12 protein-coding genes and 1 pseudogene are annotated in these 15,713 nt (G+C 71.7%); 9 read left to right on the top strand and 4 right to left on the bottom strand.

Going from position 1 to position 15,713, the window contains the following annotated elements:
• The 4 genes from ACGFIK_RS13130 (at position 1) to ACGFIK_RS13115 (ending at position 5,743) form a co-directional block, all read left to right on the top strand.
• On the top strand, positions 1-1,494 hold the full coding sequence (locus ACGFIK_RS13130) for an AMP-binding protein (protein WP_393339349.1): 1,494 nt from the start codon (positions 1-3) through the stop codon (positions 1,492-1,494).
• Between the two features lie 29 nt (positions 1,495-1,523).
• Complete coding sequence (locus ACGFIK_RS13125) at positions 1,524-4,580, top strand: amino acid adenylation domain-containing protein (RefSeq protein WP_393339347.1); 3,057 nt, start codon at positions 1,524-1,526, stop codon at positions 4,578-4,580.
• 2 nt (positions 4,581-4,582) lie between these two features.
• Positions 4,583-4,849 carry an acyl carrier protein gene (locus tag ACGFIK_RS13120; protein ID WP_327026246.1) on the top strand — a complete coding sequence of 89 codons (267 nt, stop codon included), beginning with the start codon at positions 4,583-4,585 and terminating at the stop codon, positions 4,847-4,849.
• A gap of 222 nt (positions 4,850-5,071) precedes the next feature.
• Positions 5,072-5,743 (top strand): hypothetical protein, encoded by a 672-nt coding sequence (locus tag ACGFIK_RS13115; RefSeq protein WP_327026245.1) that lies wholly within the window; start codon positions 5,072-5,074, stop codon positions 5,741-5,743.
• A gap of 165 nt (positions 5,744-5,908) precedes the next feature.
• Here the strand turns inward: ACGFIK_RS13115 and ACGFIK_RS13110 are convergent, their stop codons facing one another.
• Entirely contained in the window at positions 5,909-7,372 is a 1,464-nt protein-coding gene (locus tag ACGFIK_RS13110) for an FAD-dependent oxidoreductase (protein ID WP_393339343.1), read from the bottom strand.
• A gap of 187 nt (positions 7,373-7,559) precedes the next feature.
• Between ACGFIK_RS13110 and ACGFIK_RS13105 the strand changes: the two are divergent.
• The 4 genes and pseudogenes from ACGFIK_RS13105 to ACGFIK_RS13090 form a co-directional block, all read left to right on the top strand.
• Positions 7,560-7,904: pseudogene (locus ACGFIK_RS13105) on the top strand (ArsR/SmtB family transcription factor); the annotation flags it as partial.
• A gap of 78 nt (positions 7,905-7,982) precedes the next feature.
• Complete coding sequence (locus ACGFIK_RS13100; RefSeq protein ID WP_327027134.1) at positions 7,983-8,264, top strand: metalloregulator ArsR/SmtB family transcription factor; 282 nt, start codon at positions 7,983-7,985, stop codon at positions 8,262-8,264.
• A gap of 1 nt (position 8,265) precedes the next feature.
• Complete coding sequence (gene arsB / locus ACGFIK_RS13095) at positions 8,266-9,405, top strand: ACR3 family arsenite efflux transporter (RefSeq protein ID WP_393339340.1); 1,140 nt, start codon at positions 8,266-8,268, stop codon at positions 9,403-9,405.
• Positions 9,406-9,473: 68 nt separating this feature from the next.
• Positions 9,474-9,887 carry an arsenate reductase ArsC gene (locus ACGFIK_RS13090; RefSeq protein ID WP_327026243.1) on the top strand — a complete coding sequence of 138 codons (414 nt, stop codon included), beginning with the start codon at positions 9,474-9,476 and terminating at the stop codon, positions 9,885-9,887.
• A 116-nt stretch (positions 9,888-10,003) separates the two neighbouring features.
• Here ACGFIK_RS13090 and ACGFIK_RS13085 read toward each other — a convergent pair whose 3' ends face one another.
• From ACGFIK_RS13085 to ACGFIK_RS13075, 3 genes are read right to left on the bottom strand one after another with little or no spacing between them, the layout of a single operon-like run.
• The gene (locus ACGFIK_RS13085) at positions 10,004-12,097 is read right to left on the bottom strand and encodes a CotH kinase family protein (RefSeq protein ID WP_393339336.1); all 2,094 of its coding nucleotides are present in this window, start codon (positions 12,095-12,097) and stop codon (positions 10,004-10,006) included.
• Positions 12,088-12,912 carry a polyphosphate polymerase domain-containing protein gene (locus ACGFIK_RS13080; protein WP_327026242.1) on the bottom strand — a complete coding sequence of 275 codons (825 nt, stop codon included), beginning with the start codon at positions 12,910-12,912 and terminating at the stop codon, positions 12,088-12,090. The genes ACGFIK_RS13085 and ACGFIK_RS13080 overlap by 10 nt, the downstream gene beginning before the upstream one ends.
• Positions 12,909-13,514 (bottom strand): DUF4956 domain-containing protein, encoded by a 606-nt coding sequence (locus ACGFIK_RS13075; protein WP_203221366.1) that lies wholly within the window; start codon positions 13,512-13,514, stop codon positions 12,909-12,911. The genes ACGFIK_RS13080 and ACGFIK_RS13075 overlap by 4 nt, the downstream gene beginning before the upstream one ends.
• Positions 13,515-14,199: 685 nt before the next feature.
• On the opposite strand from ACGFIK_RS13075, the gene ACGFIK_RS13070 reads away from it, so the two are divergent.
• Positions 14,200-15,585 carry an endo-1,4-beta-xylanase gene (locus ACGFIK_RS13070; RefSeq protein WP_327026241.1) on the top strand — a complete coding sequence of 462 codons (1,386 nt, stop codon included), beginning with the start codon at positions 14,200-14,202 and terminating at the stop codon, positions 15,583-15,585.
• Positions 15,586-15,713: the final 128 nt, after the last annotated feature.

The raw sequence follows: 15,713 nt of genomic DNA, 5'->3' as shown, positions 1-15,713 counted from the left end.
GTGGCCACGACGACCCCCGCCCCCCGTACGGTGCCGGACCTGCTGGACTGGCGCGCCGGCCTGCACCCGGAACAGGTGGCCGTCGAGGTGCACGGCGTGGCCACCCTGACCTTCGCCGACTGGGCCGCCGAGTCGAACCGGCTGGCCGCCGCCCTGCTGGCTGGGGGACTGTGTCGGGGGGACCGGGTGGGCCTGCTGTTCGGTGCCCACGACTGGACCCGCTTCGCGGTCGCGTACTGCGGGGTGCTGCGGGCCGGCGGGGTGGCCGTGCCCCTGTCCGACCGGCTGGCCGCCGGACAACTCGAGTACGCCCTGACCCACTGCGCGGCCACCGCCGTGCTGCACGGCGACGGGACCCCCGCCCCGACCGTACCGGCCGGGCTGCCGGTCTGGACCTGCGCGGACCTGCTCACCGAGGCCTCCCCTGTCGAGGCCACGGCGGCCCGCCCCGGTGACCTGGCCCAGATCCTCTACACCTCCGGCACCACCGGGCGGCCCAAGGGGGTGGCGGCCAGCCACGCCAACCTGACCGTCGGGGCACCCCAGCATCCCCGCCGGCTGGCCCTGGCCCACTCCCGGCGGTTCCTGCACGCCTTCGCCATCGGCACCAACGCCGGGCAGACCATGCTGCTCAACGCGCTCACCGCCAAGGCCGGTGCGCTGACCCTGCCCCGCTTCACCCCGGTCCGGTTCGCCCGGCTGGTCGAGGCACCCGGCACCGGCACCGTCTTCGTGGTCCCGTCGATCGCCGTCGAACTGCTCGACTCCGGCGCCCTGCGCGGGCGGGACACCAGCGGGGTACAGCTGATCGGGTCCACCGCCGCGCCACTGGCACCGGCGGTCGCCGCCCGGCTGGCCGAGGTCTTCCCGGCGGCCACCATCGTCAACTACTACACCTCCACCGAGGCGGCCCCCGCGCAGACCACGATGATCTACGACCCGGCGCGGCGGGAGGCGGTCGGCCGACCGGTCGGCGGGCAGCTGATGGTCGCCGACGCCGACGGCAACCCCCTGCCGGTCGGCACCACCGGCGACGTGTGGCTGCGGGCCCCCTTCACTCGCGCCTACTACCGGGACGAGGCCGCCAACCGGGCCACCTTCCGCGACGGGTGGGTGCGGATGGGCGACATCGGCCGGCTGGACGCCGACGGCTACCTGTACCTCACCGACCGACACCAGGATGTGATCAAGACCGGGGCGTTCAAGGTCTCCACTCTGGAGGTGGAAGCGGCACTGTACGAACACCCCCTGGTCGCGGAGGCCGCCGTGGTGGGGGTGCCGCACCCGGTGCTCGGCTCGGCGGTCGCCGCCGCCCTGGTACCCCGCCCACCGGCCGGCCCGGACGACCTGACCCTGCCGGTGGTCCGCGGCTTCCTCGCCGACCGGCTGGCCGACTACCAGTTGCCCGCCCGGGTCCTGGTGCTCGACCGGCTGCCGCACAACGAGGGCGGCAAGGTGCTCAAACGGCAGCTCACCGACCTGTTCGAGAAATGACAGACACCAGCACAACCAGGGGAGCAGATGTGGGCACCGCCGAGGCGACCTACGCACAGCACGCGGTCTGGTTCACCGAGCAGGCCGGGACCGCCGGCACGGCGTATCACATGGCGTTGGGGGTACGGTTCGGCGCCGAACTGGACACCCAGTCCCTCGTAGCGGCGTGCACGAGTGTGATCGAGCGGCATCCCATCCTGTCCGCCCGGCTCACCGGCGACCACGACGGCACCCCCCGCCTGGCCCCGGCCGACACCCGCCCCTCGGTCGGCTGCGGTGACCTGACCGACGCCCGGATCGCCGAGGAGATCGCCCGCCCCTTCGACCTGCACACCGGGCCCCTGGCCCGGTTCACCCTGCTCACCGGCGCCGAGGGTGACCATCTGCTGCTGGTAGCCGCACACCATGTGGCCTTCGACGGCACCTCCAAGGACGTCCTGGCCCGGGACCTGGCCGTCGCGTACGCCGCCGCCCGGGCGCAGGAGCCCACCGAACCGTTGACCCGCGCGGACGACCACACCGACCTGGCCGCGGCCGAACAGCAGCGGGTCGCCGCCGACCTGCCCGCCGCCCGCGAGTACTGGGCCCGGCACTGGTCCGGCCCCGGTGACGTCGTCCTGCCCGGTCTGCGTCGGCTGCCCACCGGTGCCGAACCCGGTGTCGCCGTGGCCGCGGACCTGCCGGCCGACCTGGTCGAGGGGGTCGACCGGCTGGCCGCAACGCTGGGCCTGACCCGCTTCGAGGTGCTCTTCGCGGCCCTGCACGCCCTGCTGGCCCGCTACGGCAACCAGCACACCCCGGTGGGGGTGGCGCTGTCCACCCGTACCCCCGAACAGGCCGACCTGATCGGACTCTTCGTCAACGAACTGCCGGTCACCGCCGAGACCGGCCCGGCGACCTTCCGCGACCACGCCCAGGCGCTGCGGACCCGGCTGCGGGAGGTGTACCGGCACCGGGCCGTGCCGCTGGCCCATGCCGTGACCGGCCTGCGGCCGGCACCGGCGCTCACCCCGGTCAGCGTCGGCTACCGGCGCCGTGGTGCCGATCCGGTCTTTCCCGGGGTACCCAGCCGGGTGGAGTGGACCCTGTTCAGCGGTGCCGCCCGCAACGCCCTGCACGTGCAGATCGTCGACGCACCCACCGGCATCACGGTCAGCCTTCAGCACAGCCCCACCGCCATCGACACCGAGGCGGTACGCCGCATCGGCGGACACCTGCACACCCTGCTGGCCGCCGTGGTCGCCGACCCGGACCGGCCGGTGGCGCGGCTGCCGCTGCTGTCCGACGAGGAACTCGACCAGGTAAACCGGGCCGGCACCGACACCGCCCGCAGCTATCCGGTCGCGACCGTACCGGACCTGTTCGCCGCCCAGGTCGCCGCGGCCCCGGAGGCCCCGGCCGTGCTCGACGGTGACCTGACGTTGAGCTATGGCCGACTGGACGAGGCCGCCCGGCGGCTGGCCGGGGCGTTGCGGCAGCGCGGGGTCGGCCCCGCATCGCTGGTGGCGATGCCACTGGAGCGGTCCTGGCAGGCGGTGGTGACAATGCTGGCGGTGCTCCGCTGCGGCGCCGCCTACCTGCCGATCGACCCGGCTCACCCGGCCGCCCGGCAGGAGATGGTGCTGGCCGACGCCGCCCCGACCCTGGTGGTGACCGCCACCGGGACCACCTCGGACCGGCCCACCCTGGCCCTGGACGAGGTCGCCCTGCTCGACGGCCCGGTGCCGCCGGACCCGGCCGAACGCCCCGGCGCCGATGCGTTGGCCTATGTGCTCTACACCTCCGGATCCACCGGCCGTCCCAAGGGGGTGGCGGTGAGCCACGGGCCCCTGGCGAACATGCTGTTCGGGTTCCGGGACCTGCTGGACAGCGGGCCGGCCCACCGGTGGCTGCACCTGACCTCGCTGTCGTTCGACATCTTCGCGGTGGAGGTCCTGCTGCCCCTGGTCACCGGCGGGCAGGTGGTGGTGGCTTCGAAGGTCAGCGCCCTGGAAGGCGCGGCCGTGTCGGCGTTGATCCGCGCGGCCGGCGTCACCCACGCCCAGGCCACCCCGTCCGGCTGGCGGGTGCTGCTGGAGGCCGGCCTCGGCTCCCCGGACGAATCCACGCCGCCGCTGGTCGCCCTCGCCGGTGGCGAGGCCCTGCCGGTCACCCTGGCCCGGGAGCTGCGGGCCCGCACCGCCCGGTTGATCAACGCGTACGGGCCGACCGAAGCCACCGTGTACGCCACCGTGGCCGACATTCCCGCCGACCCCGCTGAGGTCACCATCGGCACCCCGCTGCCGAACGTGCGGGCGTACATCCTGGACGCCGCCGGTCTGCCCGCGCCCATCGGCCTGCCCGGTGAGCTGTACCTGGCCGGTGCCGGGCTGGCCCTCGGCTACCTGGGGCGCGACGACCTGACCGGGCAACGGTTCGTACCCGACCCCTACGGTCCGGTCGGTGCCCGGATGTACCGCACCGGTGACCGGTGCCGGTGGCGGCCGGACGGGCAGATCGAGTTCCTCGGCCGCACCGATCACCAGGTCAAGATCCGGGGCCACCGGATCGAGTTGGGGGAGATCGACGCTCGGCTGCTGGACCACCCCGGGGTGGTCGAGGCGGTCACCGTGCTCCGGCAGGACACCGACGAGCCGCGCCTGGTCGCCTACCTGGTGCCCCGACCCGGCGCTCTGCCGGAGTCGGCCGACCTGCGGCACCACCTTGCGGCGAGCCTGCCGCAGGCGGCCCTGCCCAGCGACTACGTCACCCTGGACCGGCTGCCGCTGAGCGCCAACGGCAAGGTGGACCGGGCCGCCCTGCCCGCCCCGGCCGAGCGGCCGACCGAGCCCGAGGCCACCGCCCCGGTCGACGACGATCCCCTGGTGGCGGAGTTGCGGCTGATCTGGCAGGAGGTGCTGCGGATCCCGGACATCGGGGTGCACGAGGACCTGTTCGACCTGGGTGGACACTCGCTGACCATCACCCGGATCAGCGGACGCATCCAGCAGCGACTAGGGGTGGAGGTACCGCTGGACGCCTTCTTCGACACCCCGACCATCGCCGAGATCGCCGACATCGTCCGACAGTTGACGAAGGAGTCCTGAGAGTGGCTGACACTGAACTGCGCGAGCGGGTCGCGGCCCTGGTGGGCGAGGCCACGGCCGGCGAGGTGGCGGCGGCCGACGTACTGACCGGCGACTCCCTGGTCGCCCTCGGCGTCGACTCCCTGGCGCTGCTGCGCCTGGTCGACGCGATCGAGCTGGAGTACGGCGTGGAGATCGACCTGGCCGCCGCGCCCGCCCTGGACACCCTCGACGACCTGGTGGCCCTACTGGCCACCACCCACCCGGCGCCCACCCCCGACCAGGCCTGACCGGTCGACGGGTCGGCGTCCGTCGTCGGCCCGGGGTCGGCCCGGGGTTGGCCCCGCCGTATCGGCGATATGGCGGTGTCACCTGCGGTGGGACACCGCCATTCCGGCGTAACGGCGGCCTCCCACCGGGAGGCCGCCGCCTGCCGGAGGTTGGTGATCGCATTGGTCGGCGCCGCTGTGCGCTAATCTCCCAGCCAGATGGTCGTCGATGCGAGGAGCGTGATGTCCCCCAAGACCGGAAGGCCCTCCTACCTGCTCGATCCGCCCGCCCGCAAGGCCTCTGCCCGGACCCGTCTACTGGCCGGCCTCGCCGCGGCGGCCCTGGTTGCCGGCCTGCTCGGTGGTCTGATCGGCTACTCCGTGGGACGGCCGGGCGAGACCGAGGCGAGCATCGCGCGGCTCCAGAAGGCCGAGGCCGAGCGCGACGTGCAGCAGATCATCGAGCTCACCGAGCTGGCCCACCGCACCGGAGACGAGCTGTCGCCCATCCTCACCACCATCCGGCAGGCCTCGGAGGCCGGTCGCCCGCCGGAGGCGGCGCAGGTCGGCCAGTGGCAGCAGACCATGCGCCGGCTGGCCGAACAGTTCGCCGATCCGCCGTCGGGTACCACCGCCACCAACGTCGCCCGTGGCGGGCTGCGCAGCTCCGTGGAGCAGGCCGCCATCGCGGTCGACTCGCTGGCCCTGCCCGCTGCCGCGAACACAGCCGAGGAGCGGCTGAGGCTGGCCGCACGGCAGGCGGCCGTCGCCGTGACCACCTGGTCGGTGGCCGCCACCCAGCTGGATCAGATCAACATCGACGCCGGACAGGGCCACCAGCACGTACACCTGGACACCGGTGGCGCGGACGGCGCCCTGACCCCCGACGGCGCGGCCGAGGGACACGGCGGCTGACCCGCCGCCAGCCCACACCCCGGGCGGTGGCGACGGGTGCCGGGTCCGCAGTCCACATCCGGGTGGTGGGACGGCGGCGGGTGCCGGTTTGCAGCCCCGCCGCAGCCCACACCCGGGTGGTCCCTGCCGGTATCGGCCCAGTGGGGATCCGGATGCCGTAGTCGGTCATCCTTCGCAGCAGCCGCCACCGGGGGAGAGGCTGACCAGCGGCAGGTCCCCGCTCGGGGTGACGGAGCAGACGCCGGTCTCGGGCAGGTCCAGCTGCACGTCACGGGCGGCGGTCCAGTCCCCGGCCAGGGCTGCGGCGATGGAGCGGACCTGCTCGTACCCGGTGGCCATCAGGAAGGTCGGGGCCCGACCGTAGGACTTCATGCCGACCGCGAAGTAGCCGGGTTCGGGTTGGGTCAGTTCGTCGACGCCGTGCGGGCGGACGGTGCCGCAGGAGTGGTCGTTCGGGTCGATCAGGGGGGCGAGGGCCCGGGTGCAGCCCAGCACGGGATCGAGGTCGAGGCGCAGTTCGGCGGCGATGCGGTGGTCGGGCCGGAAGCCGGTGGCGGCGATGATCCGGTCGGCGGTCAACGCCCGCCCGTCGGCGGCGGTCAACTGGAGGTGCCCGTCGACGGCGGCGACGGCGTGCACGGCGAAGCCGGTGACCAACCGGACCCGACCGGAGTCGACGAGCAGCTTGACTCCGGTGCCCAACGCCCCCCGGCCGGGTAGCGCGTCGGCGTCCCCGCCGCCGATCGCCCGGTCGATGGAGCCGCCCCGGGTGACCCAGGTGATGGTGGTGTCCGGCTCCTGCTCGGCCAGTTCGGCGAGCGCGAGCAGGGTGTTCGCGGCAGAGTGTCCCGCGCCGACGACGATGGTGTGCCGGCCGGCGTACCGCTCGCGGTCGGTGCCGAGCACGTCCGGCAGCGCCGGGTCGATCAGGGTCCTGGTCCGCGGGTCGGTCTCGCCGTGCGCGGGGAGTCCGTTGGCGCCGAGCACGTTCGGGGTGTGCCAGGTGCCGGAGGCGTCGATGACGGCGGCGGCGTGAAGGTCCTCGCCGGTGGCCAGCCGTACGACGAACGGCGCCTGTTCACGGCCGGCGGTCCGGACCCGGTCGACACCGACGCGGCCGATCGCCGCGACCGGGGCCTCGTAGCGGAGGTGCGGGGCGATCTGCGGCAGGGCCGCCAGCGGTCGCAGGTACGCCTCGACCAGCTCCGCGCCGGTGGGCATGAGTTCGAGGTCGGGGGTGGTCCATCCGGCGGCGGCCAGCAGCCGCTGGGCGGCCTGGTCGAGGTTGTACCGCCAGGGGGAGAACAGTCGCACATGTCCCCACTCGGCCACGGCCGCTCCGGCCGAGGGGCCGGCCTCCAGCACGGTGAAGGGCAGCCCCCGCTCGTACAGGTGGGCCGCCGCGGCCAGACCCACCGGCCCCGCGCCGATCACCACGACCGGGTACGGTCCCTCGACCCGTCCAGCCAGTGGAGCCGTCGCGCTGACATCAGGCGCGACTGATGTGTCGACCGGGTCGCAGCAGCCCGCCTCCGCCGTCACGTTCTCGCTCGGGCCGCAACCGGTGTCGGTCTGCCCAGTGGCCGCAACGGTGCCGCAGCATGCCGCGGCGGTCTGCTCCTCGCTCATGTTCACGACTCTCTCTGCTTGTTGACGTGGGCGGACGCGCGTCGCCGCGACCCGTCCGTCGATCAGGTGATCCGGCCCGCGACCGCGCCCCGGGCGCAACGCGTCAGCCTTCGATCGGTGGCTCGATTCCTGTCGAACCGGTGCCCACTACCTTGCATCCTGGCTAGACAACTGTCAAGCTAGACGCATGTCTGTCCTTCCCGTGCTGGACGCCGCGCCGGGCTGCTGCCCGCCCCTGGCGGTGCAGCCTCTCGCGCCCCCGGTGGCCGGCGAGCTGGCGCCGCTGTTCAAGGCCCTGGGTGATCCGGTCAGGCTGCGGCTGCTGTCCCTGATCGCCTCCAGCACGGAGGTCTGCGTCTGTGAACTGACCGAGGCCTTCGAGGTCACCGGGGCCACCATCTCGCACCACCTGCGGGTGCTGCGCGAGTCCGGCCTGGTCGACAGTGAACGCCGGGGCACCTGGGTCTACTACTGGGTCCGCCGGGAGGTCCTGGACCTGCTCGGCAACCTGCTGTCCGGCGACACCGGCACCCCGAGTCGTGGGGCGCCCGCGCCACCGCCTGCGCGACCCGAAACGCATCAGAATCCGCTGATATCAGCCAATCCTGATGTGGTGCGGTTGTTGGCGGATCCGTTGCGGGCGCGGATCGTGCAGATCCTCGCCGAGGGCCCGGCGACCACCTCGCACCTGGTCGCGGAGACCGCGGCGAAGCAGCCCAACGTGTCCGGACACCTCAAGCTGCTGCGCGAGGCCGGTGTGGTGACCGCCGAGCCACGGGGACGCTTCACCTACTACCGGCTGGTCCCGGACCTCCTCCAGGGTGCCGCGCTGCACCTGGCCGACCTGGCCGCGCAGGCCCGGGCCAACTCCGAGAACTTCCGGGCCTGCTGACATGAGGGCCACCCCGGCCGGCGGAGCACCGTCGGCGGTCGTCGCGCGGCTGTCGCGTCTCGACCGGTACCTCCCGCTGTGGATCGGTCTGGCCATGGCCGCAGGCCTGCTGCTCGGCCGGCTCGTCCCCGGTCTGGACACCGCCCTGGACGCGGTCACGGTCGGCGGGATCTCCCTGCCGATCGCCCTCGGTCTGCTCATCATGATGTACCCGGTGCTGGCCAGGGTCCGCTACGACCGGCTCGACTCGGTCACCGGCGATCGCCGGCTGCTGCTGTCCTCGCTGCTGCTCAACTGGATCCTCGGCCCGGCCCTCATGTTCGCCCTGGCCTGGATCTTCCTGGCCGAGCACGCCGAGTACCGCACCGGCCTGATCATCGTCGGCCTGGCCCGCTGCATCGCCATGGTCATCATCTGGAACGACCTGGCCTGCGGCGACCGGGAGGCCGCCGCCGTCCTCGTCGCCCTCAACTCGGTGTTCCAGGTCCTGGCCTTCGGCCTGCTCGGCTGGTTCTACCTGTCCGTGCTGCCGAGCTGGCTCAACCTCAGCGGTGCCGAGTTGCAGATCTCCGGGTGGGACATCGCGGTCAACGTGCTGATCTTCCTCGGCATCCCGCTGCTGGCCGGCTACCTCACCCGCCGGTTCGGCGAACGCATGAAGGGCCGCACCTGGTACGAGCGCCGCTTCCTGCCGAGGATCGGCCCGATCGCCCTCCACGGGCTGCTGTTCACCATCGTCATCCTGTTCGCACTACAGGGCGACGCCATCACCTCGCAACCCTGGGACGTCGTGCTGATCGCGGTGCCGCTGCTGGTGTATTTCGCGGTCATGTGGGCCGGCGCCTACGCCCTGGGCCGGGCCATCGGCCTGACCTACGCCCGCACCACCACCCTCGCGTTCACCGCCGCCGGGAACAACTTCGAGCTGGCCATCGCGGTGGCCATCGGCACCTTCGGCGTCACCAGCGGCCAGGCCCTGGCCGGCGTCGTCGGCCCGCTCATCGAGGTCCCGGTGCTGGTCGCCCTGGTCTACGTCAGCCTGGCCCTGCGCCGACGCCTGTTCCCCGCCGAGACAACGACCACGACGCGGCGCGGTCCTGCACCGGATGTTGTCGGATCCGGCAGGCCCCGCGGGCGATGACCTCGCCATCGCCCGCGAGGAGATCAACACCCCGAACCGATCCCACCCGAGCGACAAGGAACAGCTTCGTGTCCGATGGCGACAAGCCCAGTGTCCTGTTCGTCTGCGTGCACAACGCCGGCCGCTCCCAGATGGCCGCCGGCTGGCTGCGCCACCTCGCCGGCGACACCGTCGAGGTCCGCTCCGCCGGCTCCGCCCCCGCGGAGAGCATCAACCCCGCCGCCGTCGAGGTCATGCACGAGGTCGGTATCGACATCACCGACCAGACCCCCAAACTCCTTGAGTACGACACCGTCGAAGCCTCCGACGTCGTCATCACCATGGGCTGCGGCGATGTCTGTCCCGTCTTCCCCGGCAAGCGCTACGAGGACTGGCAGCTTGAAGACCCGGCCGGCAAGGGTGTCGAGGCCGTGCGCCCGATCCGCGACGAGATCAAGACCCGCATCGAGCAACTGCTCGCCGACCTCGTCCCGACGACCTGACCAGAGGCTGCCGCAGCACGGCGAGAGTGATCCACCCCGGTCGAGCTGATCAAGGATGGAGCGGAGGTTCCTGGCACCGAAGCGGGCTGCCCCGGTGCCAGGAACGGATCGGCCGGTCAGCTCGCCGTGCAGCTCGGGGTCGGGGCGGTGTTCGTGCCACCGAACGTGCCGAGGAAGCCGAACGTGGTGCTGGCGCCCGGGGCCAGGGTGCCGTTGTAGCTGACGTTGCGGGCGGTGACCGCCGATCCCTGGCTGGTGACGGTCGCGTTCCACGCCTGGCTGATCGTCTGCCCGTTGGCGAAGGTCCAGGTCACCGTCCAGTTGCTGATCGCGGCCGAGCCGGCGGTGACGCGTACCTCGGCCTGGAAGCCGCCGGTCCACTGGTTGGTCACCGCGTACGTCGCCGTGCAGGCGTCACCGCCCGGCGGCGGGGTGGTCGGGCCCGGCGGTGGGGTGGTGGGTCCCGGCGGTGGGGTGGTCGGCGGGGGAGTGGTGGTGGGGCCGCCCCAACCGGCGGTCGAGTCCAGCCAGGCGGCGCGGCGCAGCATCCAGTCCCGCAGGTACTGCACCTGTCCCTGCCAGGTGGGTGCGGTCGGGGTGATGAACGGGCCGATCATCCGCGTGCTCAGGTTGGGCCAGCGTTGGAAGTTGCGCTGTGCCGCGTTGGTCAGCGGCGTGCTGAGCGCGTTGAGGCGGGACTGCAGCGCCGCGTCGGACAGCGGGCCGCGGCGCAGCGTCTGCCAGCGCAGCCGGACCTGGTTGACGAAGGCGGGGTCGCGCAGCAGTTGCGTGAACCAGTCGTTGGCCAGTGGCTGTCGTCCCTGCTGGTGCTGCCAGCCGGAGGTCTGGTCGTTGGCGAAGTAGCCACCCACCCCGAAGCTGAGGTCGTAGTCCCACAGCGGCCCGGCGAAGATCTTGGTGTCCCGGTCCTTGTAGAAGTACGCGCTGCGCACGTACGAGTCCATCTCCCGGCTCAGCTCGTTGACGATGAGCTGATCGATGAAGGAGTCCACGTCGATGTACGCGCGATAGCCGGTCGTGGGGTCGGCGAAGTTCGGTGCCCGCAGCACGTTGTGGAACTCCTGGATGTGGTTGCGTAGCCAGTCGCGCTGTTCCGGCTGCAACGGCGACGGGTCGGCGACCTCCAGGTAGTTCCAGCAGGTGGCGGCGGGGCCGGTGCACGGCAGGGTCGGTTCCTCGGCGGCCATCCACTCGAATTTGAAGATGTAGCCGCCGGTGATCCTCGGCAGCGTCCGGTCGTCGGCGCGCAACTGCTTGAGGTCGAGGCGGTTCTTCGAGTTCTTGATCGTCTCGACGATCATGTAGACGCCCATGTAGTCGTCGGCGCCGACCGGTCCGGCGTCGGTGTTCAGATAAAACTCGGCGAAGGCGTACCGGGGGGCGGGCAGGCCCATCTCCCGACCCAGGTCGTAGACGAACGCCTCCCGGATCAGCGCCTTGTCGGTGAACGGGCCGCGCAGCACCCAGTCCGAGTCGGCCGGCATGCCCAGCACCGGGTAGTCGGCGTCATCGTCGTCGTTGTCCCAGAACTCGATCCGGTACGGCGTCTTGTCGAAGCTCGACGACGACTGCCCGCGCAGCCGGAACCCGGCGCGGGTCGCCACGGTGGGCGCGGCGGCCAGCGAGGTGCTGCCCCCACCAGGTTCGAAGATCATGGTGGCGGCGTCGAAGTAGTCCCGCTGGGGACGCCCGGCGCCGTACGAGTCGATCAGGATCACCGGCAGGTCGTGGGCGGTGGTGGTGTTACGGGCGACGTACATGGCGGTGCCGGGCGCGCCGGTGGCGGTCTGCCCGACGAAGGCCTGGGCGCGCAGTTGGGTGGTCCGGACCAGCCGCAGCGGTGCGCCGGAGTACAGCGTCGACGCGGCGGTGGGCAGCCGGCCATCGGTGGTGTAGCGGATCTGGGCGCCGCTGACGGTGGTGCCCAGCGAAACCGTGACCTCGCCGGCGAAGGTGCCGCTGGGAACGGAGAAGGTGATGTCACCGACCAGGTCGTCGGCGGCGGCAGCCGCGACGGCATCGGCCGTGGCGCTGGCGGGGTGGTCGCCGATGCCGGCGGTGGCTGGTTCGGCGCCGGCCGGGGGCGGTGCCGGGACGAGCAGTCCGGCGACCAGCACGGCGGCGACGACGCCGCCGATAGCGCGTGCCGGGGCGGCTGCGATGCGTGTTCTGCGGGCGGTCAGACGCACGATGCCTCCTGGACGGATCGGGGGATGGTGGATGGGGCGGTGCCTGCCGACGGTCTGCTGTCGCGGAAGTGCCGGCGTAGCGTCCGTCGCCACGGCGAGTCCGGCAGTTCCGGGCGCAGGGCGGCCAGCCCGGTGGCGTACTTGGAGATGCGGACGGGCCGCGTTCCCCGCTGCCACAGCATTCGATCGGCCGGTGAGGCGGCCCGGCTGGTCTTGGTCTCGACCACGGCGAGGTCGGGCAGCCGCAGCGTGCGGTCGCCGTCCTGCCAGGTCAGTTCGGTGTCGATGGTGACCCGGCTGGCCGTGGCGGGCAGCAGCAGGGTCATCCGCTGATAGGTGGTGACGAGCACCGGATCCAGCGTGCTGCCCGAGGGCGGACAGATCGCCTCGCGTGCCAACGCCTCCTGCACGAAATCACGTCCGGGATGCACGGTGGCGCGGTCCTGCGGCCGGTACGGCAACCGGTGCTTGGTGATGCTGCCCCGCGCTCCACTGATCTTGACTTCCAGCCAGCACTGCGCGGAATCCAGGTAGCTGCGGGTGCGCACCTTGAAGCGCCTGCGTCGTCGGTACGCCGCGCAGTGGTAGCTGGCCAGCACCGGGGTGTCGAAGTACACCGACTCGTAGCGGAAGGCGCGGACACCATCGATCTCCAACACCCGGGCGTACGGGGACAACTGGGCCAGCAGGTGCGGGACCTCGTCGAGGGGTACGACGTACTTGCGGTCGATGCGGGTCTGTAGCGCGGCCTGGTCGACGAGTTCGGTCAGCCCGACCGGCGCGAGTTCCGCCAGCGGAGCGGTGATCGGGGTCATCGACCCGCTCCCGCCTGGGCCGGCCTGCCGGCCGCCACCGGGGCGCCACCTCGACCCCGCACCGAGTACCGCACGTCGACCAGGGTGGTCTCGTTGACCAGGTCGAGTCGTTGCACGGTGGCGGTGTGCACCCGGGCGCCGAGCAGCTGTTCCAGTTGGGCGACGAGCGTGACCTGATCGGTGACGGCGGAGTCGAGCACGATGATCTGGTGCCGGTAGTGGCGGAGCAGCCGGGGATGGTCGCCGAGGAACATCACCACGAGGATGAGACCCATCAGGCCGCCGCTGAGCCAGACCGAGGTGGTGCTCAGCGCACCGAGGATGCCCAGGGCCAGGGCGGAGAAGTAGTAGGCCACCTCGTGCTGGTCGAGCTCCGTCGACCGCAGCCGGATGATCGACAGTACGCCGAACAGCGCCAGCCCCAACCCGAGCCCTGCACCGACGTTGCTGGCGCTCAGCGCGCTGGCCACGGCGAGGACGCCGACGTTGACGCCCAGATAGGCGACGACGAGATCGCGGCGACGGTGGCGTGGGAAATAGAGCCCGAAGACGAGCAGTACCACCGCGCAGATGTCGATGGCGAACAGGACGAGCTGCGGCATCTTCTCCGTCCTCCTGGGTCGCTGCCGCGCCGGCCTGGCATCGTCCACGCGATGTGCCGTGCGCGAGTGACGAGCGGCCGAACACGGCCGGAACTTCCGGTGAACTTGCGGGAACGATTGCGGAATCGTAAGCCTATGCATCGAAATAGGTCAATGCTGATCACATGGTCGCCATTGCGACGGCGCTGCCTCCGGCGGTGGTCGGCCGGGTTGATCGGTAGCCCCCGCCTGTCGGAACGGCTAGTTGGTCGGCGGCCTGGCCGGCTGTGCCGCGGGCGCGAGGGCCTCGGTTCCGAAAGCCTTCAGAGCCTTATTGGTATTTGCACTTCCACTGCCGGAGTTCGCCGAACCACCATTGATAGACGTCGATCATCTGAGGCGTCCTGCTAGGGGGGTTCAGGTGATCACGGGTCGTGGGGTGCTCGTCGGAGACGAGTGCGGCACCTTCCGGAGCTCCGGCCGTACGGCACCCGGTTCTCCGGGTGTCGTCAACCGTGGGGTAGGCGACGTCGAAACTTCCGAAAAACTTCCGGAAGTCATTGACGTACGTGAAACCGCGCTGTAATACTTCCGGCCAGTAAGGCCGATGCGATCCCTTTGTCAGGGAATCGCGGGCATCGTCCCTAACCCGCGAGTCCGGATTCACGCTGCCCACTCGGGCCACCGGACCCGGAAGGAGCACCAGATGAGCAAGGATTCCCGAGCACCCGGCCGGCCGAGACGGCTGCGGGCGGCCCTGGCGCTGTCTGCTGTCGGTCTGATGGCCGCGGCGGGTGCGGTGGTGTTGCCGAGCAACGCCAGCGCCGCCGAGACCACCCTCGGTGCCGCAGCAGCGCAGAGCGGCCGGTACTTCGGTACCGCCGTGGCGGTGAACCGACTCAACGACGCGGCCTACACGAACATCCTGAACCGCGAGTTCAACCAGGTCACCGCCGAGAACGAGATGAAGATCGACGCCCTCCAGCCGCAGCAGGGGCAGTTCAACTGGGGCAACGGCGACCGACTCGTCCAGCACGCGCGCAGCCGCAACATGCAGGTCCGGGGCCACACCCTGGCCTGGCACTCGCAGCAGCCCGAGTGGATGCGCAACATGTCCGGTCAGCAGCTGCGCAACGCCATGCTCAACCACGTGACCCAGGTCGCCACCCACTACCGGGGCCAGATCGCGTGGTGGGACGTGGTGAACGAGGCCTTCGAGGACGGCTCCAGCGGCGCCCGCCGTAACTCCAACCTGGAGCGCACCGGTAGCGACTGGATCGAGGCGGCCTTCCGGGCGGCCCGGGCGGCCGACCCGAACGCCCAGCTCTGCTACAACGACTACAACATCGACAACTGGAACGACGCGAAGACCCAGGCCGTCTACCGGATGGTGCGGGACTTCAAGCAGCGGGGCGTGCCGATCGACTGCGTCGGTCTCCAGTCGCACTTCACCGGTGGCTCGAACTACCCGAGCAACTATCGCACCACCCTGTCCAGCTTCGCCGCCCTCGGCGTCGACGTGCACATCACCGAGCTGGACATCCGCAACGCGCCGAGCGACGCCTACCGCAACACGGTGAACGACTGCCTGGCCGTGCCGCGCTGCAAGGGCATCACCGTCTGGGGCATCCGGGACTCCGACTCGTGGCGTTCCAACGAGAGCCCGCTGCTGTTCGACGGTGGCGGCAACAAGAAGGCCGCCTACACCGCGGTGCTCAACGCCCTGAACAGCGCCGCCCCCGGTGGCGGCGACCCGACCACCCCGCCGCCCGGCACCACTCCGCCGCCCGGCACCACCCCGCCGCCCACCAACCCGGGTGGCTGCACCGCGACGATGACCCCCGGCCAGGTCTGGGGTGACCGCTACAACACCTCGGTCACGGTCAGCGGAGCCAACAACTGGTCCGTGGTCGTCAACATCACCCCGCCGCAGCGGATCTCCGCCACCTGGAGTGGCAGCCCCACCTGGGACGGCAGCGGCAACGTGATGACGATGCGCTCCAACGGCAGCGGCAACACCTTCGGTTTCACCACCATGATGAACGGCAACTCCGGGGCTCGACCCCAGATCGTGTCCTGCACCGCAAGCTGATCACACCACCACCGGTCGTGGGGGGGGGGGGGGGGGGGGCCCCCCGCCGCCCCCCCCCGGGGGGGGGGGGGGGGGCCCCCCCCCCCCGCCCCCCCGCGGCGGGCCCCCCCCCCCCCGAGCACCCGCGG

This window comes from Micromonospora sp. NPDC048871, from assembly GCF_043198155.1.
Lineage (GTDB): Bacteria > Actinomycetota > Actinomycetes > Mycobacteriales > Micromonosporaceae > Micromonospora.
This window is presented reverse-complemented; position numbering and strand designations above follow the sequence as displayed.

Excerpts from the sequence above, each read along its gene's own strand:
- ACGFIK_RS13110 (WP_393339343.1), bottom strand. The coding sequence starts at position 7,372 with ATGAGCGAGGAGCAGACCGCCGCGGCATGCTGCGGCACCGTTGCGGCC.
- ACGFIK_RS13080 (WP_327026242.1), bottom strand. The coding sequence starts at position 12,912 with ATGACCCCGATCACCGCTCCGCTGGCGGAACTCGCGCCGGTCGGGCTG.
- ACGFIK_RS13070 (WP_327026241.1), top strand. The coding sequence starts at position 14,200 with ATGAGCAAGGATTCCCGAGCACCCGGCCGGCCGAGACGGCTGCGGGCG.
- ACGFIK_RS13115 (WP_327026245.1), top strand. The coding sequence starts at position 5,072 with ATGTCCCCCAAGACCGGAAGGCCCTCCTACCTGCTCGATCCGCCCGCC.
- ACGFIK_RS13075 (WP_203221366.1), bottom strand. The coding sequence starts at position 13,514 with ATGCCGCAGCTCGTCCTGTTCGCCATCGACATCTGCGCGGTGGTACTG.
- arsB (WP_393339340.1), top strand. The coding sequence starts at position 8,266 with ATGAGGGCCACCCCGGCCGGCGGAGCACCGTCGGCGGTCGTCGCGCGG.